Source organism: Aquaspirillum sp. LM1, assembly GCF_002002905.1.
Classification (GTDB): Bacteria; Pseudomonadota; Gammaproteobacteria; order Burkholderiales; family Aquaspirillaceae; genus Rivihabitans.
In genome coordinates, this window is sequence record NZ_CP019509.1 from 1,205,269 (window position 1) to 1,228,156 (window position 22,888).

Consider the following 22,888-nt stretch of genomic DNA (forward strand, 5'->3'; position numbering starts at 1 on the left):
AGTGTGGGGGGCTTTCCTGGGCGGCAAAAGAGGGGATTTTACCTTGTTGCGGGCAGGCAAGGGTTCCGGCGTGCCGTGGCGTGGTACCCGGATGATTCCGGCCTGGCGCAGGTGCTCTTGCACCTGCAGCCCACACTGTAATCCCATGTAATTCAGCACCGACCACCTTGGGCACTAGTAGCCAGTCACCATGATCTGAATCGACTGACAGGCGATTAGACCGCTTTCGGCATGAGTTTCACCTCAGGTGTCGTTCCCGCGAAGGCGGGAACCCAGACCGCGCCACAGCGGGCGCGGTGGGCATGGCGCAGGTAGCGCTGATGAGCGCTCACCCCGCTGTACGCTGTGGACGCGCCTGGATTCCCGCCTGCGCGGGAATGACGCGGTGGGGCGCGGCGAGTGGTTCGTCGTGGAACGTGAGCCATCGTGTTTCAACGTGACTGGCTACTAGAGTGCGCTGTCGATGCTTGACATCCTCCCCCGCCTAAAGTCGGGGGATTCCTACGGCGCTCGTCCCGGCATCGAGTCGGCATGAGTCGCTTCGCTGGGTTCCTGCTGCTGGCGGCATGACCGCACCGCTCACTTCACAGGCGATCCGGGCTGCGGCTTCCCGCCCGGCGGAAGCGTCCGCCGTGTCCTGCCCTTCGTCTCGCAATAGTTGCATCCCGCGAGACAGGATGTTGATCGCGCCGACCAGATCGGCGTTTTCCTTAAAACCGCATTCAACACACTGGAACCGTGCCTGCGCCTGGCGCTGCCGCCGTCCACCTGAGCGTGCCTGCTGCCCAACGGGCATCCACACCCCTCTGCCGCCCCGGCCTGCGCCGGGGCGCACCCCCTTCTGAACATCAGGGAGGCACCATGCCCCATCCCTCACTGGACCTGCCCGACCTGGGCTTTGGCGTTGGCCTGCGCAATACGCACTTGCCCGACATTCTGGCGCATGGCCCGCGCGTGGACTGGTTTGAAATCATCAGCGAAAACTACATCGACCACCATGGCTACAGCCAGCATGTGCTGATGCAACTGCGCGAGCACACGCCGATGGTCATGCACGGCGTGTCGCTTTCCATCGGCAGCAGCGACCCGCTGAATATGGACTATCTGCACAAGCTGCGCACGCTGGCCGACGCCGTGCGCCCGGCGTGGATTTCTGACCACCTGTGCTGGACCGGCGCACTGACGGTGAATTCGCACGACCTGTTGCCGCTACCGCTGACCGAGGCCAGCTTTGCCCATGTCAAACAGCGGGTGCTGGCGGTGCAGGATTTTCTGGGGCGGCCATTGGTACTGGAAAACCCCAGCAGCTATGTGCAGTTTCGTCAGTCCACCCTGCCGGAATGGGCGTTTCTGGCCCGGCTGGTGGACGAAACCGGCTGTGCGCTGCTGCTGGACGTAAACAATGTGTATGTGTCGGCGTTCAACCATGGATTTGACGCCGAGCACTATATCCGCCAGCTGCCGCACGACCATATCGCCCAGATTCATCTGGCCGGCCCCACTGATTGCGGCGACTATCTGCTGGATACCCACGACCAGCCGGTGCACCGCCCGGCCTGGGCGCTGTATGCGCTGGCGCAACAGCTGTGCGGCGGCACCGTGTCCACCCTGCTGGAATGGGATGCCAATCTCCCCGACTACCCGCTGCTGCTGGCCGAGCTGGACAAAGCCCGGCAAGTGCTGCGTGGCGACATGCCTGACTGCCCGGCCCCGGTGCGCCTGCCCGCCGGTGCCACCGCGCTGTCCACCCCGATTGATCACCAGATGAGCCGCCATGACCGCCTCGCCGACCTTGTTTGACAGCCAGCGCTGGCTGCTGACCGTGATGACGGCCAGCCAGGATATCAACCAGGCGCTGACCCTGGCCGACGATGCCCTGGGCCTGGCGCTGGAAGACATGATTGTGCCGCCGCCGCGCGGCAACGCCCGTGCCCGGGTGGCGGTGTACGCTGGCGGCTATGTGCAACGGCTGCTGGAATGCCTGCGGGCAGATTTCCCCCTGCTGGCGCGGGTGATGGGTGAAGCACTGTTTGATTTTTTTGCCCGCCGCTATCTCCAGCACTGCCCGTCCCGCTCCACCACCCTATACGATCTGGGCGCGCGCTTTCCGGCGTTTCTCGCCGCCAGCCAGCCTGCCGCAGCGGCACAAGACGCCAGCCTGGCGCTGCCGGTGGCGCTGGCGCAGCTGGAACGCGCCTATGTGGAGTGCCTGCGCGCACCGGGGCTGGAACACACCGCGCCGCTGTTGTCTGACTGGTGGCTGGGGCTGGATGCGCACCGCTGGTGTGTGCCGCCTTGTGTGCGCCTGCTGGCGCTGCCATTGCCGCTGGCGGGCTACTGGCATGCCTTGCGCCAACTGGATGCTAGCGCGCCATTGCCGGAAACGCCCCCGCTCATGCCCAGCTGGATTGCGCTGACGCGGCAGCATTGGCGCGTCAGCGTGCTCGGGCTGCAGGACTGGCAGTATCAGCTGTTGTGCGCCCGCCAGCATCCGGCAGACGCCTCCCTGATGCACGGCACCAGCGTGCCGGGCGAACAGGCGCTGTGGCTGCATCAGGCTGCTGACCTGGGATTGCTTACGCCAGCGGCGTGATGGGCTGATCTGGCATGACTCGCCGTTGTGCGGGAATCCCCGTCCTTTCAGTTGGAAAATGCGCGGTGTTTGCTGGGGTTTAATCTACCGAATTTGCGCCCAGGGGCCCCGGTCATCGCCCATCCCTTCGATTGCCCTGGCCCTAGGCGAGAGGGGAGGAGGATGTCAAACTTGCGCCTTTGTTGCTGCTTTTGAAAGATGCCCCGTGTACTTTGAACATGTGATTCAGGTGAATGACCTGAGCAAGCCGCTGCTGGCGGTGATTCCCCGCGATACCTTGTGGCGCGGGCTGTTGCGCCGGGCGGAACGGCCCCAGGATTTTCTGCCCGATCTGGCCCAGGGCGAAATTATTGAGCGCGGCGATGGCTGGTTTCGCCGGGTGGTGCAGATGGGCACGCTGCAGGTACACGACCGGGTGACCCTGCACCCCGGCCAGCGCCTGCAGTACGACACCGCTGCGGGAGAAGGCTATCCGGCCAGCCGCCTGACGGTCAGCATTGAAGAACCAGAAACCGATGCGTTGTTTGTGCGCTTTGTTTACCAGAGCGAACTGCCCGAGCAGACGCCTGCCGACGGCGAAGTGGATTACATTGCCTATCTGAAGTCGGCTTACCAGCAAATGGACATCGACGCCCTGGTGATGCTGCGCCGGATGGTGGAAGCCGGCGAGCTGGAATAAGCACTGCCGAGCGCTCAGGCCTGGTCGCTTGGGGACGCGCGGATTGATTCAGAAAAATCGGTTTTTCCAAAAATAAAACCAAGCAAAATCAACACCCTGTATTCCAGCCTTCGCGGGAATGACGATTTTTTCAGCGTATTCTTAGCCCACCGGCTCCAGCTGCTGTTGCGCGCCAGCCAGCAGCGCTGCGCCAAAGCGCGCCAGCCGGGGCGATTGCAGCGCCCAGCAGTGCCAGTACAGGGTAATGGCTGGCGCAGGCTGGGCGGCCAGGTCATGCAGCTGGCCACTGGCCAGTAATGGGGCCACCTGCAGGCGCGGGGTCAGGCCGTAGCCCAGCCCGGCGCGGATCATGTCAAGCAGGGCGTGAATCGACGGCACGGTAAACTGTGGGAAATCCGCCGGGCCAATGCCGCGTTCGGCCATAAAGTTCAGATGCAGGCTGTCCTTGCGGTTAAACAGGATGGCCGGGGCGGCCCGCAGCGCCTCGGGGGTGAGGCCATTGGCAAAATAGCGGGCGGCAAACGCCGGCGTGGTCACGCAGGCATACGGCATCTGCCCCAGGCACACGCTCTGGCAGCCAGTCAGCGCCTGCGCCTGGCTGGTGACGCAGCCAATCACATCACCGTTTTTCAGCAGGGCGTGGGTATAGTCCTGATCGTCCACCGTCAGTTGCAACAGCAACTGCTCTTGCGCCGCGCAGTCGGCCACCGCGTCAATAAACCAGGTGTCCAGCGAATCGGCATTGACCGCAATCGACAATGCGGTAAAGGCCGGCGCGCTGTCGTCGTCGCTCAGTTCACGCAGCAATTCCGCTTCCAGCACGCCCAGCTGGCGCACATGGCGCAGCAGGCGCTTGCCCGCCGGGGTGGCGCGCACTGGCTGGCTGCGAATCAGCACGGTCTGGCCAATACGTTCTTCCAGCTGGCGAATGCGCTGTGACACCGCCGATGGGGTGATGCACAGCCGCTGGGCGGCTTTGTCAAAGCTGCCGGCCTGCAGCACGGCGTCCAGCGCCATCAACGGTTTGCTGTCGAGCATGACATGAATTTTTCTAATGAAGGTGAAAAACAATCAATTTTACTGAATTTGGCACACCCCGTAAGCTGGCCCCATCGTAAATTTTTTGGGAGCGGCAGCATGCAAAGCGCAGTGTTTTTTCAGGGGCTGGCCATCAGTGCCGGCCTGATTGTGGCAATTGGCGCACAAAACGCCTTTGTGCTGGCGCAGGGCGTGCGTGGCGTCCACCGGTTGCAGATTGCCGTGGCTTGCGCCAGTTCGGATGCCTTGCTGATTGCGCTGGGGGTGGGTGGCGCTGGGGCGCTGATTGCCCAGCAGCCGCAACTGCTGGCGCTGGCGCGCTGGGGCGGCGCGGCGTTTTTGCTGGTGTACGCGCTGTTGGCATTGCGCCGGGCCTGGCACGGCGAATCCATGCACTTGCCAGAAGCCAATAACCAGACCGTCTGGCGCGCGCTGGCGGCCACCCTGGCGGTGACCTGGCTGAATCCGCATGTGTATCTGGACACGGTGGTGCTGCTGGGGGGCGTGGCCGCCAACCTGCCGGCGCAGGACCGGCTAAGCTTTGGCCTGGGGGCCATGCTGGCATCGTGGCTGTGGTTTTTTGCCCTGGCCTACGGTGCACGCCTGCTGGCCCCGCTGTTTGCTCGTCCCAACAGCTGGCGGGTGCTGGATGTCGGGGTGGCCACGGTGATGCTGCTGGTGGCCTGGCAACTGGTGCAGGGGCGCTAAGCGCCGCGCAAAGTGCGGCCACATGAGCGCCGCAAGCAAAACCCAGCAAAATCAACACCCTGGATTCCCGCCTTCGCGGGAATGATGATTTTTTTCAGCGTATCTTTTAGTCGCGGAAATTATTGTACTGCAGCGGAAAATCGGTAATTTCCTTGCGCACCATGGCAATGCAGTCCTGCAGCAGGTCGCGCTTGGCACCGGATACGCGCACGGCGTCGCCCTGGATGGAGGCCTGGACTTTCAGCTTGCTGTCCTTGATCAGCCGCACCAGTTTTTTCGCCAGTTCGGTTTCCACGCCCACCTTGACGGTGATGGCCTGCTTGACCTTGTTGCCGCTGACTTTTTCCACCTTGCCGTATTCCAGGCAGCGGATGTCCACATTGCGCTTGCTCAGCTTGGTTTTCAGCACGTCGATCACTTGTTCCAGCTTGAAGTCATCGTCGGCAAACACGGTCAGCACCTTGTCGCCCTGCTCCACGCGGGCGTCGGAGCCTTTGAAGTCGAAGCGGTTGGTCACTTCCTTATTACATTGCTCAACGGCATTCTTGATTTCAGTCAAATCCACTTCGGACACAATATCAAACGACGGCATACACACTTCCTGAAAAAAATACAGATGACCGCCAGCGGCCCCAGGCCGTGGCGCTTGGCTGGCTTAATTGGCCAGAATGAAGCTGACCAGCAGCTCCTTGAACACAAAACCGGTCACACCAAAGCCCAGGGCCAGAAACAGCACAAACATGCCAAAGCGCCCGGCGTTGGATTGCTTGCCCAGATCCCAGATGATGAACCCCATGAACAGGATCAGGCCGCTCAGCAGCACCGCCATGGAAATATTGGTAAATTGTTCTTCAGACATCGTTTTCCACCATATTCGGGTAAGCGCCGCCTGGCGGCTGGACGGGACGAGGGCCATGCCGGCAGCGCGTGGCATGGGCGCAGGCCCCCATGCTATGCTGCGTGGTGCGCGCCACGTAAAGGGCTGTATTGTAAAGTCTCTTCGCCGGAAAACCCAGCCTGTCAGCAGCAGAAGCTTTTGGTCGATGGCGCAATCAGTCCATCATCTTGTGCAGGAAGTCATATAATGGCAACACAAGCTTAATATTGTGCAGTGCAAACCCGCCGTATCATCGTCGGCATGTTCGACACTCACCAGGGACGTGACATGAATGCAGCAAAAAAAATCCGCAAACTGATCGAATCCGGCACCGCCGAAGGCGATATGGCCGTATTGGTTGATCTGGCACGCAGCCTGGAGACCGGAATCCCTTTCCAGCTGGCCCAGCTGAATACGCTGGACATGCGCCATTTTGACCTGGCCATGGAACTGATCGCCGACTGGCGTTTTGACCACCATATTCCGGCCCGCCGCAAACTGACCGACGTGATCATGAACCTGCACGAACAGACCACCGCCGAAAGCGTGGGCCTGGAAGCGCTGGCTGAACGCATCGACACCGAAGCCGAGGCCAACACCACGGCTGAGGCTGAAGCCAAGGTCGAGCCAGTGGCAGAGCCGGCAGCAACAGGCAAGGCGGGCAAAAAGGCCGCCAAGGTGGACTGAGCCTTCTGTCCGCCCATGAAAAAAACCGCTGAGGTGTACCTATCAGCGGTTTTTTTCATGGCAGCGTATATTGAGCGCCCGGCGGGTTTTCCCCACCGGGCGCTTGCGTTCAGGCTCAGGCCTTCTTGCTGGCCAGCTTGGCGGCAATGCGCATGCGCAGGGCGTTCAGCTTGATGAAGCCGCCGGCGTCTTTTTGGTCGTAAGCGCCTGCGTCATCTTCAAAGGTGGCGATGGTCGGGTCGAACAGCGAGTCGGTCTTGGAATCGCGGCCCACCACAATCACATTGCCCTTGTACAGCTTGACCCGCACCCAGCCGTTGACGGTTTGCTGGGTGTGGTCAATCAGGGTTTGCAGGGCCAGACGCTCCGGTGCCCACCAGTAGCCGTTGTAAATCATGCTGGCGTAGCGCGGCATCAGGTCGTCCTTCAGATGGGCGACTTCGCGGTCGAGCGTGATCGACTCGATGGCGCGGTGTGCCTTCAGGATGATGGTGCCGCCCGGGGTTTCGTAGCAGCCGCGCGACTTCATGCCCACGTAGCGGTTTTCCACCAGGTCCAGACGGCCAATGCCGTGCTTGCCACCCAGTTCGTTCAGCTTGGTCAGCACTTGTGCCGGGCTCATCGCCACGCCATTCAGCGCCACGATATCGCCCTGGGCAAATTCGATGTCCAGATATTCGGCAGCGTCCGGCGCGGCTTCCGGCGAGACGGTCCAGCGCCACATGGATTCTTCGGCTTCGGCTGCCGGGTTTTCCAGATGGCGGCCTTCAAACGAGATATGCAGCAGGTTGGCATCCATCGAGTACGGCGAGCCGCCGTTGCGGTGCTTCATGTCGATGGGGATGCCGTTGGTTTCGGCGTAGGCCAGCAGTTTTTCCCGCGACAGCAGGTCCCATTCGCGCCACGGGGCAATCACCTTCACGCCCGGCTTGAGCGCGTAGGCACCCAGTTCGAAACGCACCTGGTCGTTGCCCTTGCCGGTGGCGCCGTGCGAGATGGCGTCAGCGTTGGTCAGGTTGGTGATTTCAATCAGGCGTTTGGCAATCAGCGGACGGGCAATCGAGGTGCCCAGCAGGTATTCGCCTTCGTACACGGTATTGGCACGGAACATCGGGAAGACAAAGTCACGCACGAATTCTTCGCGCAGGTCGTCGATAAAGATGTTTTCCGGCTTGATGCCAAACTGCAGCGCCTTGGCGCGCGCCGGCTCCAGTTCTTCGCCCTGGCCCAGGTCGGCAGTGAAGGTCACCACTTCACATTGATAAGTATCTTGCAGCCATTTCAGAATGACCGAGGTATCCAGACCGCCGGAGTAGGCAAGCACAACTTTCTTGACGTCAGACATAATCAGTTCTTTCACTATTCTAAAGGGCCTGCCCACCCCGCTTGTGGCAGGAATGCGCCAGGCCCTAAAAGAAGCACGCCCGCCAGATGCGGGCACAGCTTCCAGAAACAGGTGTCAGGGCAACACCCGGCTTATTTCTTGTCGGCCACCCGGCCCAGCAACAGAAACTCGACCAGCGCCTTTTGCACATGCATGCGGTTTTCGGCCTCGTCCCACACCACGCTATTGGGGCCGTCGATCACCTCGGCGCTGACTTCCTCGCCCCGGTGGGCCGGCAGGCAGTGCATGAACATCGCATCCGGCTTGGCGGCGGCCATCACTTCGGCAGTGACGGCAAAGCCGACAAAGGCCTGATGGCGCACGTCAGCTTCGGCTTCAAAGCCCATGCTGGTGTACACGTCGGTGGTGACGATGTCGGCGTGGCGGGCGGCGTCCAGCGGGTCGGCGCACACTTCAAACACCTCAGGCCCGTAGTCCTGGCCATCCAGCACGCTGACTTCGTACCCCTTGGGCGAGGCAATGCGCAGCTTGAACCCCAATAGTTTAGCCGCTTGCAGCCAGGTGCGGGCGACATTGTTGCCGTCGCCAATCCAGGCCACCGTGCGCCCGGAAATCGGCCCGCGCTGTTCAATCCAGGTAAACAGATCGGCCAGCACCTGGCAGGGATGGTATTCATTGGTCAGGCCGTTGATCACCGGCACCCGCGAAAACGCCGCCAGGCGCTCCACCAGGGTTTGCTCGAAGGTGCGGATCATGATCACGTCGGACATGCGCGACAGCACGCGCGCGGTGTCTTCAATCGGCTCGCCGCGCCCCAGTTGCGAGGTTTTGGTGTCGAGGAACATGGCATGTCCGCCCATCTGGGCCATGCCGGCTTCAAACGAGGCGCGGGTGCGGGTGGAGTTCTTTTCGAACACCATCGACATGACCTTGCCGACCAGGGGCCGGTACAGTTCGCCATCGTAGTGACGTCGCTTCAGGATTCGGCTCCGCTCGAACAGGTGCAGATACTCGTCACGGGTCAAATCGCTGAATTGCAGGTAATGTCTGGCTGGCTTCATGATGAAAGTAAGGTCCGTAGGATGTCTACCCCGCCGGGCGATACACCATCGCCCTGAGCCGGGAAACGCATCACCGGGTGCGTACACGCGCGGCAGATGCCTGCACCCGAACACGGGTGCCAAAATGCCACGCCCGGCCAGGCCGGGCGCGTGTTATACAGCAATAGCCTTGCTGCAAGTGCTAGTTTTAACGGATTTGACCGAGGCTGGCAAGGTTTACATCATCATGCAAAGCGCCCGCCCGGCAACTGGGCCAGCTCCGCCTCGGCCAATACCCGCAAGGCCGGCTCGCCCAGAGCCTCGTCCACCCCGTGCAATTCCACGGTTTTTTGCGAAGCGCCCAGCCGGGCCAGATAAGTTAAAATCGGCAAATCAATCACCTGCCCCGGCACCAGCACCGGAATCCCCGGCGGATAGGGCACAATCTGGTCGCAACTGACCCGCCCCACCAGCGCCGGATTGGGCTGGCCCTGCTCGTCAAACAGCGGCACCCGTTCGCCCGACTCATAAAACGCATCACGCGGCAGGCAGGCCAGCCGGGTAAAGCGCGGAATCTCCGGCATGCGCTGGCGCAGCGGCTGCGCGCGGCCTTCGCGCGCCAGGCGCAGCATGGCATCGTACAGCCGCGACACCTTGCTGCGCGTGGTGCCCAGCGTCACCAGCAGGGTCAGCGTATTGAAGGTGGATTTTTCCACCTGGATATTGAAACGCTCGAACAGCGCCTCGCGCAGCTCGTCGGCACTGTAGCCACTGGCAGAAATATCCACGGTCAGCTTGGTTGGGTCGAGCTGCACCCCATCGTCGCGCACCTCGTCCGGCAGCAGCGCGTCCAGATCCAGCACACGAAACACCCCGGTGGCGTTGATCTGCTCGCGCAGCTCAGCCGCCAGGCGCAGCGAGCGCGACAGCAATTTATAGCCTTCCATCACCGCCTGCTTGCGCGCCACGTCCAGGCTGGCAATCAAGCCGTATTGCGGGCTGGTGGAGGTGTGCATGTTCAGGTTTTCGCGGAACAGATGGCCGTTGAAATCCGGGTCGTTGACATGAATCATGCTGGCCTGGGAAAACGCCGACAGCACCTTGTGGGTAGACTGGGTGGCGTAATCGGCCCCGCACTCCAGCGCGGTGGGGCGAAACGCCGGGTGAAAGCGCCCGCAGCCATACCAGGCTTCATCCACAATCACCTTGATGCCGTATTCATGCGCAGCGGCAATGATCGGTGCCAGATCATAACGAAAGCCATCGTAGGTACACGAAGTCAGAATCAGCGCCTTGGCCTGCGGGTTGGCCTGCATCGCCGCCAGCAGCGTAGCCTTGGGTACCGGGCCAAAAATCCCGTACTGGCGGTTGATCGACGAATCCAGATACACCGGCCTGGCCCCGGACAAAATCACCGCATGGTGTACCGACTTGTGGCAATTGCGGTCCAGCAGCAGCACATCGCCCGGTGCCAGCAGGGTTTGCACAATCACCTTATTGGCCGTTGAAGTGCCATTGGTGGCAAAAAACGTCCGCCGCGCACCAAACGCCTGCGCCGCCAGCTTTTGCGCCTGCTGAATCACCCCGGTGGGGTGCAGCAGCGAATCCAGCATCGGCACCGACACCGACAAATCGGCGCGCAGCATGTCCTCGCCGGCAAAATCAAAAAAGTCGCGCACCCACGGGCTGGCGCGCAGCGAGTCGCCGCCGGAATGGCCGGGGGTGTGCCAGGAATCCTTGGCCATCGCCACGTAGCGCTTGAGCCGGTCGAAAAACGGCGTGGCCGATTTTTCCACCAGCTCAGCGTGGATAATGCGCAGCCAGCCGGCCCAATCGCCCTCCTCGCGGAAGAAATAGCCGTTCACGCTGTCCGCTGACAAGGTATCGACCATGGCTTTTTCATCGTCATTGTCCAGCAGCACATACAAGGTCAGCTCCGGACGCAGCTGATTAAGCGCATCCACCAGCGCAATTGCCCCACGCGCCGGCATGCTCTCGTCCACCAGCGCCCCCTGCACATCACCCTCCGCCGCCACCAGCCGCAACGCCTCATCGGCACTGGCCGCCGGCACAAACTCCAGCCCCGGCGACACTTCATGCTGCGCCGCCAGCGCATTCAGACCCTGCACGGTTTCTTGCAGCCAGCGGGTATCGTGGCTGACCACCACCATCAGACAAACAGGAGACGACATCATCGCAATTTTCCAGAACACGGCCACCGCGCACGATGGCCCAACCGGGACGATCACCCCGGCCACACCCGGCAGGCTTGTGGCCCACCAGACCCGACCGCCCAGTGCAGACCGGGCGGAATGCCGGCAAACCGGCGTTTGAATGGGTACTTTGCCAGTAAAAGAGAGGGCAAGGCAATCATGATGTAAAATAGACATGGCTGGAAAATCAGCGAATTTACAAGCTGGCTTTTTCTCTGCCTTGTCTCGACTATTTTTTAACACCTTAAGGTAGCAATTGCTGATGACTACACAATCTATACCATGCCCTGTCTGCGATTCTAATGCTGAAAAAATTCATCGCACAGATGGATTTGACGGATTAACAGTTGACTGCCCTCATTGCGGCTCCTTTAGCTTGTGTGGCTCACTTGTATCCACATGGCCAAGCCAAAAAGCCAATGATCCTCTCGCCGCTGCAAAGCTGAGTCATGCGGTACGGAACGCACAAACAAAAAATGCCATCACCATTGTTAATACAGATATGTGTAACGCAATTTTGAGGACATCACTACCCAAGCCAAGAGAGCAAGCAGACTTAATGATTCGCTGGCTTGCTGAAAACTACCAAGAACCAGGAAAAGAAATCAATCTTAACTATGCTGATCATGGGGCAATTATTGGAAGCCAATCGGCAACAGGCTTTGTATTTACGATAGACTATATGATGCAAAGCGGATTTTTGGAAGGAAAAGTCAGCAAAGTAATGGATGCTTCGCGTCGTCAATACCATCTCTTTCTTACTGTAAAAGGGTGGGATTGTTATGATGAAATTAAAACTAGAAATGAGTCCTATCGCAAGGCTTTTATGGCTATGAAATTTGGTGATGGATGCTTAGATCAAACACTAGAAAATGTTTTCAAGCCAGCTGCCAAGAAAGCTGGATTTGAATTGTTTAAATCTACCGAATTACTTGAGGCCGGGTTGATCGACAATCAAATTCGCGCACAGATTCAGGCCTCAGATTTTGTAATTGCTGACCTCTCTCATGATAACCTGGGGGCTTATTGGGAGGCTGGCTACGCAGAAGGGCTAGGAAAGCCCGTGATTTACACCTGCCAGAAATCCAAGTTCGAGAAAAGCAAAACACATTTTGACACTAATCACCACCTGACTATTGTCTGGGATGATGAAAACCCTGCGCAATGTGAAAGAGAGTTGATTGCCGCCATTCGTGTCACGTTGCCACATATTGCAAAAATGGATGACTGACCATTGCAACCTTTGCTCGTTGTGACCGCTCCAACCCCCACGCCCCGCCGCTCACCAGCGGGGCGTGTTCCCTTCGACTTTCCCCAGGAGCCCACCATGCGCCACGCTTTCCCCGCCTCCCTCGCCCTGGCCGCCTTGCTTGCCGCCTCCGTCACCGGCTGCGCGGTCAGCCGCGATCAATCCACCGTCGGCCAGTATGTCGACGACACCGGCATCACCACGCGAGTGAAGGCGCGGTTTGCCGAGGATAAGACGGTGAGCGCGGTGGCGATTCGGGTGGAAACCTTGCGCGGGGTGGTGCAGTTGTCCGGGTTTGCCCGTAGCGCGGCGGAGCAGGTGCGGGCCGAAGCGTTGGCGCGGGCGACACCGGGGGTGGCGGGGGTGCGTAATGATATTGTGGTGCAGCCGTAGGGCGGTGCAGATTTATTCAGCACCGCCCAGCAAAATCACTCGTCTAAGGACACGCTGATTGATTCAGAAAAACCGTGTTTGCCAAAAGTAAAAACCAGCAAAATCAACACCCTGTATTCCCACCTTCGCGGGAATGATGCTTTTTTCAGCGTATCACTAAGCCTGGGGCTCCACTGCCCCCAAACAAAAACCGGGTGAGCAATCTGCCCACCCGGTTGCTGGGCCACCGGGGTGGGTGGCCGAAATGGCACATTGGCCAGCGGGTGCGGGCCAGGCAACGGCCTGGCCCGGTAAGGCCACGCCGTTGCGTGCAAGCGGGCGACTGTAGCGTAAAGCCCGCCCGATTTCAATCGTTTGTTTTAAACTTCAGCCAGCCAGGCCCAGTTCGGCTTCCAGCGCTTCAATCTCCATATGCACCAGCAGCCAGGCTTCTTCCTGCTCGGCCAGCCGGGTGCTGACTTCACCCTGGCGTTTCAGCGCGGTTTGCAGCTCGGTCTTGCGTTCGGCGCTGTAGATGGCTTCGTCGGCCAGTTGAGTGTCCAGCGTGGTTTTTTCGCTGTTCAGTGCAGCCAGTTCACGCTCCAGCGCGGTCAGCTGTTTCACCAGGGGCTTCTTGCGTTCCGACAGGCGCTGGCGGGCTTCGGCTTCCTGGCGTTTTTGCGTTTTACGGTCTACTTCGCTGCTGGCGGTGCCGCTGCTGCGCGGGGCGGCATCGGCGGCTTGCTGGGCCAGCCGGTAGGCGCGGTAGTCGGCCAGATCGCCGTCAAATGGCTTGACCTGGCCGGCGTCGATCAGCCAGTACTGGTCGGTGGTGGTTTCCAGCAGGGCGCGGTCGTGCGACACCACAATCAGGCTGCCAACAAAATCCTGCAGGGCCAGGGTCAGCGCGGCGCGCATGTCCAGGTCCAGATGGTTGGTGGGTTCGTCCAGCAACAGCAGATTGGGGCGCTGCCAGACAATCAGCGCCAGCGCCAGGCGGGATTTTTCGCCGCCGGACAAGGGGCCAATCGGTGCGGTGGCCATGTCGCCGATAAAATTGAAGCCACCCAGAAAATTGCGCAGCTCTTGCTCACGGGTGGTCGGTGCCAGTTTTTGCATATGCCACAGCGGCGATTCTTCTTCGCGCAGGGTATCCAGCTGGTGCTGGGCAAAATAGCCGATTTTCAGCTCACGGGCGGTTTTCAGCTGGCCACACAGCGGGGCCAGCTCGCCGGCCAGCAGCTTGACCAGGGTGGATTTGCCGGCCCCGTTGGGGCCGAGCAGGCCAATGCGCGCGCCGGCTTCTACTGACAACGACACCCGACGCAAAATGGCGGTATCGCCATAGCCGATATCGGCCAGCTCCACCTGCAGCAGCGGGTTGGGGCTGTGTTCTGGCGGTTCAAAGCAGAAATCAAACGGATTATCAATGTGGGCGGCGGCCACGCGCTCCAGCCGGGCCAGGGCTTTTACCCGGCTTTGCGCCTGCTTGGCCTTGGTGGCCTTGGCTTTGAAGCGGGTGATGAAGCTTTCCAGGTGGGCGATGGTGCGCTGTTGTTTTTCAAACGCCTGTTGCTGCTGGGCCAGCCGTTCGGCGCGCTGGTCTTCAAAATTGCTGTAGTTACCGGTGTACACCGCCATCTGGCCGCGCGCCACTTCGATGATCTGGGTGGTGATGGCATCGAGAAATTCTCGGTCATGCGAGATCAGCAGCAGGGTGCCGGGGTAAACCGCCAGCCATTGCTCCAGCCACAGTACCGCTTCCAGGTCCAGGTGATTGGTGGGTTCATCCAGCAGCAGCAGGTCGGAACGGCACATCAGCGCTTGGGCCAGGTTCAGCCGCATGCGCCAGCCGCCAGAAAAACTGGCCACCGGACGTTCAATCGACTCGGCAGAAAACCCCAGGCCGGCCAGCAGCTTGCCGGCGCGGGCCGGGGCGGAGTAGGCGTCGATCACCGCCAGCTCGCTGTGCAGGCGGCCAATGGCTTCGCCGTCGTGGGCCGCTTCGGCGGCGCTCAGTTGTTGCTCCAGCTGGCGCAGCTCGCTGTCGCCGTCGAGCACATAGGTGAGCGCCGAGCAGTCCAGCGCCGGGGTTTCCTGAGCCACATGGGCCACGGTCCAGCCAGCGGGAAACAGGGCGTCGCCGCTGTCGGCGTGCAGCTGGCCGCGCAGCAGGGCAAACAGGCTGGATTTGCCTGTGCCGTTGCCGCCAATGATGCCGACGCGCTGGCCGGGGGTAATGGTCAGCGATACGCCGCTGAACAGCTCCTTGGCACCACGGCGCAAGGACAGGTTTTTCAGTTGAATCATGAACAGTTCGCCTGCAAACAACCCGCTGCCGGGCGCACCCGGCAGGCAGGAAGAATCTTGAGTCATATCGGTCCGCCAGCCAGGGCAGGGTTTGCCGCTGGCTGGCGGGCGGGAATTATGGGGTGGAAGGAGAGGGCGGCAGGGGGCGGACGCGCCCCGGTGTTAGCGTGCCACCGCCTCCAGGCTGGCCAGTGGCCAGCGCGGGCGCACCGAAAATGCCCCCGCCGGGGTGGCCAGTGTCAGCCGGGCGGCCCCTGCATAGGCAATCATGGCACCGTTGTCGGTACACAGCGACAGCGGCGGGTAGTACACGGCAAAGCGGCGGCGGTGGGCGGCGTGGTCCAGCGCGGCGCGCAACTGGCGGTTGGCCCCCACCCCGCCGGCAATCACCAGCCGCTGCATGCCGGTGGCCTTGAGTGCCGCCAGCGACTTGCTGACCAGCACCTCGACAATCGCCTCCTGAAACGCCCGGCAGATATCGGCGCGGGTGGTGTGATCCAGCGCGCCGCCGCAAGCAGCTTCTTGCTGGCGCACCAGGGTGAGCACGGCGGTTTTCAGCCCGGAAAAACTCATGTCGAAATCGCCCGAGCGCAGCATCGGCCTGGGCAGGGTGAAGCGCGTGGGGTCGCCCTGTTCGGCCAGGCGGGACAACTCCGGCCCGCCGGGGTAAGGGAGGCCGAGCAGCTTGGCGGTTTTGTCAAACGCTTCGCCGGCGGCGTCATCCAGGGTTTCGCCCAGGGTGTCGTAGTCGCCCACGCCGCGCACCGCCATCAGCTGGGTGTGGCCACCAGACACCAGGAGCGCCACAAAGGGGAACTCCGGTGCCGGGTTGGCCAGCATCGGCGACAGCAGATGGCCTTCCAGGTGGTGCACCGGAATCACTGGCAGGTTCAGGCCAAACGCCAGGCCGTTGGCCACCGCCGCGCCCACCAGCAGCGCGCCGCCCAGGCCGGGGCCCTGGGTGTAGGCGATGGCATCCAGATCGGCCAGGGTGAGCCCGGCAGTTTTCAGGCATTCGCGGGTGAGCGGCACCACGCGACGGATATGGTCGCGACTGGCCAGCTCGGGCACCACACCGCCGTATTCGGCGTGCATGGCCATTTGCGTGTGCAGCGCGTGCGCCAGCAAACCGGCTTCGGTGTCGTAAACGGCAACGCCGGTTTCGTCGCAGGAAGATTCAATACCCAGAACTCGCATGGTCATCATTGGCAAAGGCAATCCGCCATTGTAGCGGTTCCGGCATATGGATGGCACAAGGTGAACTTTAGCGCGCAGCGTGCGGCAGGTATGCTTGCGGTTTTGGCGGTGGCAAACCCTGCTGCTGCCGGATTGCCGCCAGGCACTGAACAAGGACGACGACAGCAATGAAAGCCAGATTGAAATGGGTGGATGGCGTGTGCTTCATGGGCGAAAGCGCCAGTGGTCACGCGGTGGTAATGGACGGCGCGCCAGAAGGTGGCGGGCGTAATCTCGGCCCGCGTCCGATGGAGCTGGTGCTGCTGGGCACGGCGGGCTGCACCAGTTACGACGTGCTGAGCATTCTGCGCAAATCCCGCCAGGATGTGCGCGATTGCTGGGTGGAGCTGGATGCCGACCGCGCCGACACCGACCCGAAGGTGTTTACCCGGATTCATTTTCACTTTGTGGTGACCGGGCGGGCGCTGAAAGCCGACGCGGTGGAGCGGGCGATTACCTTGTCGGCAGAAAAATACTGCTCGGCGTCGATCATGCTGGGCAAGACGGCGCAGATTACCCACGATTTCGAACTGCGCGAAGCAGAATGAGCAAGGCGCGCGTGGCCGGATGCGGGCTGCGCGCCTGCCACTCAATCCGCCGTGTGCTCTGCTTCACCTGGCGGTGAGTCAGGCTGCAAGTGCGCGATTTGCAGTAAAAACCCCTGCAAGGCTTGTAGGGCCGGGGTGTTGAGCTGGTAGCGGGTGAGCTGGCCGTCAACGTGCCGGCTGAGCAGCCCCTGCTGGGCCATGGTCTCCAGCGCCGGGGCAATGTCTGCCAAGGGCTGGTCGAGCGCCTGCGCCAGGGTGTGGGCGCAGGCCGTGTACGCGGGCTGGGCGCGCAACTGGCAATAAAGCGCCAGATGCATGGGGCTGGCAAGCGAGGCAAACAATTGGGCGGCGAGCAAAGTATCCATGATTTCTATCATACTACAATCATTGGATTGTTGCTTTATTGAAATGGCTTGTGCCGGTAGCAGGGCTGCTTGGCTCAGAAAAAAACACAGGCCCTGCCGTCTATCATGCCGGCAGGGCCTGTTGTTGCATGGGGGAGGCACCCATGGGCGATGGCGGTTTGCCAGCGGTGTTTAGGCTTTTTTCAGGTAGCACGCCTTGAGCATGAAATTGCCGGCGTCCATTTTGCAGTCTACTTCGTGGTCGCCATCAACCAGCCGGATGCTTTTAACCTTGCTGCCCTGTTTGAGGGTGATTGACGAGCCCTTGACCTTCAAATCCTTGATCAGCACCACGGCATCGCCATCTTGCAGCAGGTTGCCGTTGGCGTCGCGAACCATTCTGTCTTCGCTGTCTTCTACCGCGCCATCCATAGGCCATTCATGGCCACAGTCGGCGCAGACATACTGGCTGCCATCCGGGTAGGTGTTTTCCAGGGTGCATTGGGGACAGGCGGGGAAATTGGACATGGGCGGCTCGCAACAGTCAGATAAAGGGCGCAAGGATAACCGAAGCGCCCTCGCTGTGGCAGTGGCTATTTTTTGTCAGGTTGCTCTGCGGTTTGCTTCATCGACTGGAAAAAGCTTTCCCGTGCCTTGTCTTTGGCTGCAGCCTGGGCGGCATCCTGGCTGTGCATCTGAACGATGAAGTCAATATCGGCCAGCGGGAAAGGCCGTAAGGTGGCGGTGCCATGAATCGAGCCGATTTCAATTTCCAGTGGAATACCGCGTTTATAATAGCTGTTGCTTCGCCCGCGACCAGAATAATCATTTACCCAGCCATCTGCTTGCAGTTTGCTCTCCAGGTAGTCAATGCCATCGTTTTTGCGGCATTGAATGGGCTTGCTCCACACTGGCAAGCCTTGGGCTTTAACCGTTTTTTCAATACATTCCGGATGGTAGAATGTGCGGCCAAATTCAATCTGGATGCCTCGATAACTGAGCTGCTCCTGGTTTTCTGTGCGTACCGAAAAACGGGTTTGAGCAAAATTGTCAACATTGTCCAGTACCAGCGAAGCCGACAAGGCATTCATGCCAAAAATCCGGGTCAGCCGGGTGCGCTTGCAATCAAACACGGCACTGCTTTGCGTACAATCAGTAAACCCCAGCGCTTTGGCATCATGCTGGGTGCCCGGCAGAACCAAGCCCTCAAAGTGATAGGACGTGAGCCTGGTCACCGGTTTGGCCGCCAGCATCTTGCTTAATGGCTCTTCATCCGGGGTGTCTTCGCTGCAGGAGCTGATAAAAAAGGCAATCAGCAGTAATGGCCAGATCAGCAAGGAAAACACCCCGGTCAAACGACCAAACCAGCGTGAGCCTGCACTTGGCGCTTCCTCCTGCACGGCGATATCGCTGACAGCCGGAGACGGCCCTTCCGTTGCCGCGATTGGCGGGTGGGAAGGAGAGAAGGCCTGTGGGCGCTCGGTGAGGCTATCGTCCTGAGAAGACACTAAAGTGACCCTTTTCATTTAATTTGACTATCAGCATAAGGCAAGGCGGACATTGGTGATAACACGCTGTATCCAGCCAGCCAAATCAGGTCAACGTTGTTTCATCTACAGCAACATGCTCGGCGTACTGCGTGCGCGGCTCAAGCCATGATTCATTCCAGGTGATTCAACGCTTGCGCCAGAGCGGGTCGCGTTCAAACTGCCTGAAAGCTGCTTCCAGCTGCCACTGCCGCTGGGCTTTTTCGCTGCTGCCCAAGGCATGGGCACAGCGCGGAGACAGCGACGCGCTGCCCGGTTGGTCTTTATGGCATACACTGATCCGCTGTTGCTGATTAAAATTACGCCACAGGCTGGCACCTGGCAGAAAGCTGTATTCCAGGCTATTGCGCGATAATTGTTTCAGCTGGTGGTAATTCAGCCGGTAGGTTTCTGCCGCGCGCTGATATTCATGGCTCAGATCAATGCGCGATACGCCTTCGTCATCTGATGCCAGTACCACCGGCACCCCGGCGGCCAGATAATCCGGCAGCGGGTGGCGTTCGCCGCTGACACCCAGAATCACGTCATTGCTGGTCAGGCAGATTTCTGCCGCCACCTTGCGCTGACGCATTTCCGCCAGGGTGCGAGGAGCATGGTCTTCAAAACCAATGGCAACCCCATGGCCAATCCGCTTGGCCTTGGCCACAAACACGGCATCGTGGATATGGTGGCGCAAGGTTTCGGGTGGCGTCAGCCCCAGGGTCAGCTCACCGGCATGCAGCGCCACGTTGACTTCCGGCATCAGCGCAGACAGGAATCCCACCATGGCCATGTGCAAGCGGTAATCGCGCAAGGCCACCGGGTCGTCTTCTGGCGCAACCAGATTGATCCCGACGACCCGAGAGTCGGTTTTGGCCAGTTCAAATGCATAGGCCAGTTGGGCAAAAACCTGGGCGGGCGGGCTGGTGCGCGAGGTTTGCTGCAGCCAGCGCACACTCACCTGGCAACCCGGCTTGGCATGCGGCAGGCCGCAGGCCTGGGCAGTGCGATAGCTGGCGTCAAACTGGTCCATGTCCTTGCGCGCAGCGTCAACCAGATCGGTCAGGCCCTGTTCCAGCAGCCATTGCCGGCTGTGGGCAAAATCGGGCGTGGTGGGCCAGGGCATGGTTTGGGCCAGCTTGCGTATTCCTTCACCTTGATAGGTGGTCATCAGTTCCAGGTGCTGGATATTCTGGCTGGCTGCACGATTGCTGACTTCTGCCGCCAGCACCACACCGGCCTGTGGCAAATTGGCTACCGGGCGGAAATGGCCAAAAGTGGCAAAAAACTGATCGTGCCCGGTTTTGCCTGACAAGGGGTAGTTGCGGGTGGATAGCTGGTTGACCATGGCGCTGTAAACCGCACCAGGCAGTGCATTGGCGGGCAGTTGTGGCGCAGTGCAAGGCGGCGAGGTGAATTTCAGGCTGCTGCCATCCACGCACAAGCCGGCCTGGGCAGCCAGCTGCAGATAGGTTTCTGCGTATGCGGCACCGGTCAGATGGCTATGCAGGTCAGCGCCTTTGGGCATGCGTTGCAAAAACTGGCGCAACAGCGGCGGACGCTGGCGGTTGGCGTCAAACCAGCGTGCTACCTGCTGGGTATCGGTGCTGGCGGCCTGGGCCAGCGGCGCATGCAGTCCACCCAGGACAGCCAGGCTGACCCAGAACAGGGAGGATGCAGACAGGGCAGAAAAATTCTTGTTCATTTCAACGGTTCATCATTCTTGACGCCACCCAGACAGACAGGTGTCGCTCAGGGATTCAGGAAGTCATCGGGCCGGCATCAGCCCGAAACCCAGTGCTGATCTTGGCGGGTTTATCATTTGCTTAAATGTCTTGCGGGCCCAAGCAAAAATAAATACTAAGTATTTTTACGTAGTTAATGCATGTGCCAGGGGAGAAACTTGGCGGTTTCTCCGTATTTCTACTGAGTAAAATCACGTGATGATGAATTTATCCTGCAGGGCGAATGATATACCAGTTTAAGCCTGTTCTTGGCTATGATCGAACGCAAACCTTGAGCGACTCAGTATTCTCACTGATAAAACCTGTGCAGTTAAGCTGGCCATGAGCCAAGCCGCAGTCACGGTGTTTTATGAGGAGTGGATGCTGCCGGACATCTTCTCCCGCCTTGAAGAGGCGGTCACAAAAGTGCATCAGGCAGGGGTGCAGACGACGTGTCGCCAAGTGCGTGATCCGGCTAGTGTTTGCCACACCCACTGGGGGGCGAGGCTTGCCGTGCGTGGGTGTGTGTGATGACATTTATCCGGGGGCAGGATAGTTGTCAGTCACGTTGAAACACAAGGGTTCATACGAGCAAGTTTATGCTGGACATTTCAGTTTAATTTCTTTTAGAACATAGTCTTACCTTGCCACGGTGAACCACCCGCCGCATCTCACCGCGTCATTAGCACCCCGCCCGCCGCACCACACCCCGTCATTCCCGCGCAGGCGGGAATCCAGGGGCATCCACAGCGTGCAGCGGGTTTTGCGCTCTCACGACAGTCCCGCCCCACGCCCACGGCGCACGCGGTGGCACGGTCTGGGTTCCCGCCTGCGCGGGAACGACAAGTGAGTGAAAATCATGCCAGAAGAGGGCTAGCCCCCGATGGGTGCTCTGGTTTAATTTTTTTTGAAACAAAGCCTTACCTAGCCACAGCGAACCACCCGCCGCATCTCACCGCGTCATTCCCGCGCAGGCGGGAATCCAGGGGGGTCCACAACGCGCAGCGGGTGTGTGCGCTCACGACCGTCCCGCCCCACGCCCACGGCGCACGCGGTGGCACGGTCTGGGTTCCCGCCTGCGCGGGAACGACAAGTGAGTGAAATTCATGCCAGAAAAGGGCTAGCCCCCGATGGGTGCTCTGGTTTAATTTATTTTAAAACAAAGCTTTACCCAGCAACAGCGAACCACCCGCCGCATCTCACCGCGTCATTAGCACCCCACCCGCCGCACCCCACCCCGTCATTCCGCGCAGGCGGGAATCCAGGGGCATCCACAGCGTGCAGCGGGTTTGCGCGCTCACGACCGTCCCGCCCCACGCCCACGGCGCACGATGTGGCACGGCCTGGGTTCCCGCTTGCGCGGGAACGACAAGTCGGGTGAGATTCATGCCGAAAGTGATCGATTCGCCGTCCCGTTGAAATACCCGCGTGCAGGCGCGCGCGCTGACCTTGGGATCTGTGCCAATGATCGGTTTTATCATGGTGTGACTGGCGGCTAGGCCGTCACATCGCCTTCCAGATAACACCAGCGGCCAGCTTCACGCACAAAGCGGCTGGTTTCTGCCAGGCGCAAGGCCCGGCCATTCACCTTGTAGCGGGCCACAAAGCTGACTGTGCCATGGCTGTCGCCAGGCTGGCCAGCCTGCTGGTCAAGCACGCTCAGCCCCAGCCATTTTACCGGCAGTTCATCCGCCAGATTCAGCGCGGCAGGGCGGGTGTCGGGGTGCCAGCTGGCCAACAGATACGCTTCATCGCCCAGCACATAGGCACTGTAGCGCGAACGCATCAGGGCCACTGCCGTGTCTGGCCATTGCTCGCCACCATGGTAGCGGCCACAGCAGGCCGCCAGCGACTGGCCTGAGCCACAGGGGCAGGGTGGGGTGTTACAGGGGCGGGCGCTCATAGATTTTCAGCAGCATATTGGTGAACACTGGCGGTTTCAGCGGTTTGGGCTCCAGCACGGCATAGCCCTTGCGCACTGCTTCCAGTTTGGCCATCAGCGTATTGCGCAGTTTGTCCTGGGTGATTTTCTTGTACTGCACCTGACGGCTCAGTTCGCGGTAAGTGCGGAACACTTCGTCATCCACCGGATGCGGACCCACCATGGCCAGCCGGCGGGCATTCAGCTGGTCGGCGGCTTCCAGCCGGGTCAGCGCGCCTGTTGACACCAGATTGCCCAATCGCTTGGCTTCTTGCAGCAGGTTATCTTCCATCACCGAAAAGTTTGGCGCAGGCGGAGGCGTCACCGGTTGGGCAGGAGGCGGGGCGCTGGCGCAGCCGGCCAGCAAGGCAAGTGCAGAACAGCTGGCAAGGAGCAGGTGTTTCATCATGAGTCCTCTTTGAGAAACCAGGGCAAACGGATGCGCCGGGCATGGCCCCGGCCCGCTGTCGCACCCGCT

General features: G+C 60.5%; 23 protein-coding genes. 8 read left to right on the forward strand and 15 right to left on the reverse strand.

Annotated features, from left to right (window positions below):
- Window positions 1–484: 484 nt before the first annotated feature.
- Entirely contained in the window at window positions 485–796 is a 312-nt protein-coding gene (locus BXU06_RS18580; protein WP_216352545.1) for a zinc ribbon domain-containing protein, read from the reverse strand.
- A gap of 65 nt (window positions 797–861) precedes the next feature.
- Between BXU06_RS18580 and BXU06_RS05250 the strand changes: the two genes are divergently transcribed.
- The 3 genes from BXU06_RS05250 to BXU06_RS05260 all read left to right on the forward strand — a co-directional run bounded on the left by BXU06_RS05250 (window position 862) and on the right by BXU06_RS05260 (window position 3,272).
- Entirely contained in the window at window positions 862–1,800 is a 939-nt protein-coding gene (locus tag BXU06_RS05250; protein ID WP_077297491.1) for a DUF692 domain-containing protein, read from the forward strand.
- The gene (locus BXU06_RS05255; protein ID WP_077297493.1) at window positions 1,775–2,593 is read left to right on the forward strand and encodes a DNA-binding domain-containing protein; all 819 of its coding nucleotides are present in this window, start codon (window positions 1,775–1,777) and stop codon (window positions 2,591–2,593) included. The genes BXU06_RS05250 and BXU06_RS05255 overlap by 26 nt, the downstream gene beginning before the upstream one ends.
- Before the next feature lie 205 nt (window positions 2,594–2,798).
- Complete coding sequence (locus tag BXU06_RS05260) at window positions 2,799–3,272, forward strand: AtaL-like protein (protein WP_171982116.1); 474 nt, start codon at window positions 2,799–2,801, stop codon at window positions 3,270–3,272.
- A gap of 141 nt (window positions 3,273–3,413) precedes the next feature.
- Here the strand turns inward: BXU06_RS05260 and BXU06_RS05265 are convergent, their stop codons facing one another.
- Window positions 3,414–4,310: a LysR family transcriptional regulator ArgP gene (locus BXU06_RS05265; protein ID WP_077297497.1), complete on the reverse strand. Its 897-nt coding sequence runs from the start codon at window positions 4,308–4,310 to the stop codon at window positions 3,414–3,416.
- Window positions 4,311–4,409: 99 nt separating this feature from the next.
- Between BXU06_RS05265 and BXU06_RS05270 the strand changes: the two genes are divergently transcribed.
- Window positions 4,410–5,018: a LysE/ArgO family amino acid transporter gene (locus BXU06_RS05270; protein WP_077297499.1), complete on the forward strand. Its 609-nt coding sequence runs from the start codon at window positions 4,410–4,412 to the stop codon at window positions 5,016–5,018.
- A 106-nt stretch (window positions 5,019–5,124) separates the two neighbouring features.
- Here BXU06_RS05270 and BXU06_RS05275 read toward each other — a convergent pair whose 3' ends face one another.
- Complete coding sequence (locus tag BXU06_RS05275) at window positions 5,125–5,610, reverse strand: YajQ family cyclic di-GMP-binding protein (protein WP_077297501.1); 486 nt, start codon at window positions 5,608–5,610, stop codon at window positions 5,125–5,127.
- 63 nt (window positions 5,611–5,673) lie between these two features.
- Window positions 5,674–5,877: a DUF2788 domain-containing protein gene (locus BXU06_RS05280; RefSeq protein WP_077297503.1), complete on the reverse strand. Its 204-nt coding sequence runs from the start codon at window positions 5,875–5,877 to the stop codon at window positions 5,674–5,676.
- Between the two features lie 252 nt (window positions 5,878–6,129).
- Here BXU06_RS05280 and BXU06_RS05285 point away from each other — a divergent pair, with 252 nt between their 5' ends.
- Window positions 6,130–6,582 carry a hypothetical protein gene (locus BXU06_RS05285; protein WP_150125105.1) on the forward strand — a complete coding sequence of 151 codons (453 nt, stop codon included), beginning with the start codon at window positions 6,130–6,132 and terminating at the stop codon, window positions 6,580–6,582.
- Window positions 6,583–6,697: 115 nt separating this feature from the next.
- Here the strand turns inward: BXU06_RS05285 and BXU06_RS05290 are convergent, their stop codons facing one another.
- The 3 genes from BXU06_RS05290 to BXU06_RS05300 form a co-directional block, all read right to left on the reverse strand.
- Window positions 6,698–7,927, reverse strand: a complete 1,230-nt coding sequence (locus BXU06_RS05290; RefSeq protein ID WP_077297507.1) for an argininosuccinate synthase — start codon at window positions 7,925–7,927, stop codon at window positions 6,698–6,700.
- A gap of 131 nt (window positions 7,928–8,058) precedes the next feature.
- Window positions 8,059–8,988: an ornithine carbamoyltransferase gene (argF, locus tag BXU06_RS05295; protein WP_077297509.1), complete on the reverse strand. Its 930-nt coding sequence runs from the start codon at window positions 8,986–8,988 to the stop codon at window positions 8,059–8,061.
- 224 nt (window positions 8,989–9,212) lie between these two features.
- Entirely contained in the window at window positions 9,213–11,162 is a 1,950-nt protein-coding gene (locus BXU06_RS05300) for an aminotransferase class I/II-fold pyridoxal phosphate-dependent enzyme (RefSeq protein ID WP_253189527.1), read from the reverse strand.
- Window positions 11,163–11,442: 280 nt separating this feature from the next.
- Here BXU06_RS05300 and BXU06_RS17265 point away from each other — a divergent pair, with 280 nt between their 5' ends.
- Entirely contained in the window at window positions 11,443–12,411 is a 969-nt protein-coding gene (locus tag BXU06_RS17265) for a nucleoside 2-deoxyribosyltransferase (protein ID WP_150125106.1), read from the forward strand.
- 96 nt (window positions 12,412–12,507) lie between these two features.
- Window positions 12,508–12,822, forward strand: a complete 315-nt coding sequence (locus tag BXU06_RS05310; RefSeq protein ID WP_077297513.1) for a BON domain-containing protein — start codon at window positions 12,508–12,510, stop codon at window positions 12,820–12,822.
- A 366-nt stretch (window positions 12,823–13,188) separates the two neighbouring features.
- Here BXU06_RS05310 and BXU06_RS05315 read toward each other — a convergent pair whose 3' ends face one another.
- Both BXU06_RS05315 and tsaD read right to left on the reverse strand, forming a co-directional pair.
- Window positions 13,189–15,111, reverse strand: coding sequence for an ATP-binding cassette domain-containing protein (locus tag BXU06_RS05315; protein WP_077302678.1), 1,923 nt, complete (start codon window positions 15,109–15,111; stop codon window positions 13,189–13,191).
- 162 nt (window positions 15,112–15,273) lie between these two features.
- Window positions 15,274–16,308, reverse strand: a complete 1,035-nt coding sequence (gene tsaD / locus BXU06_RS05320) for a tRNA (adenosine(37)-N6)-threonylcarbamoyltransferase complex transferase subunit TsaD (protein WP_077302680.1) — start codon at window positions 16,306–16,308, stop codon at window positions 15,274–15,276.
- A 167-nt stretch (window positions 16,309–16,475) separates the two neighbouring features.
- Between tsaD and BXU06_RS05325 the strand changes: the two genes are divergently transcribed.
- The gene (locus tag BXU06_RS05325; protein WP_077297515.1) at window positions 16,476–16,895 is read left to right on the forward strand and encodes an OsmC family protein; all 420 of its coding nucleotides are present in this window, start codon (window positions 16,476–16,478) and stop codon (window positions 16,893–16,895) included.
- A 41-nt stretch (window positions 16,896–16,936) separates the two neighbouring features.
- Here the strand turns inward: BXU06_RS05325 and BXU06_RS05330 are convergent, their stop codons facing one another.
- The 6 genes from BXU06_RS05330 to BXU06_RS05360 form a co-directional block, all read right to left on the reverse strand.
- Window positions 16,937–17,260 (reverse strand): helix-turn-helix transcriptional regulator, encoded by a 324-nt coding sequence (locus BXU06_RS05330; RefSeq protein WP_150125107.1) that lies wholly within the window; start codon window positions 17,258–17,260, stop codon window positions 16,937–16,939.
- A 171-nt stretch (window positions 17,261–17,431) separates the two neighbouring features.
- Window positions 17,432–17,767 carry a zinc ribbon domain-containing protein YjdM gene (locus BXU06_RS05335; protein ID WP_077297519.1) on the reverse strand — a complete coding sequence of 112 codons (336 nt, stop codon included), beginning with the start codon at window positions 17,765–17,767 and terminating at the stop codon, window positions 17,432–17,434.
- A gap of 65 nt (window positions 17,768–17,832) precedes the next feature.
- A complete protein-coding gene (locus BXU06_RS05340) occupies window positions 17,833–18,765 on the reverse strand; it encodes a hypothetical protein (RefSeq protein ID WP_150125108.1) in 933 nt (310 codons plus the stop codon).
- 148 nt (window positions 18,766–18,913) lie between these two features.
- On the reverse strand, window positions 18,914–20,470 hold the full coding sequence (locus tag BXU06_RS05345) for a hypothetical protein (RefSeq protein WP_077297523.1): 1,557 nt from the start codon (window positions 20,468–20,470) through the stop codon (window positions 18,914–18,916).
- 1,514 nt (window positions 20,471–21,984) lie between these two features.
- Entirely contained in the window at window positions 21,985–22,392 is a 408-nt protein-coding gene (locus BXU06_RS05355; protein WP_077297527.1) for a YchJ family protein, read from the reverse strand.
- Window positions 22,373–22,816 carry a hypothetical protein gene (locus BXU06_RS05360; RefSeq protein ID WP_077297529.1) on the reverse strand — a complete coding sequence of 148 codons (444 nt, stop codon included), beginning with the start codon at window positions 22,814–22,816 and terminating at the stop codon, window positions 22,373–22,375. Before BXU06_RS05360 ends, BXU06_RS05355 begins: the two co-directional genes overlap by 20 nt.
- Between the last annotated feature and the right edge of the window lie 72 nt (window positions 22,817–22,888).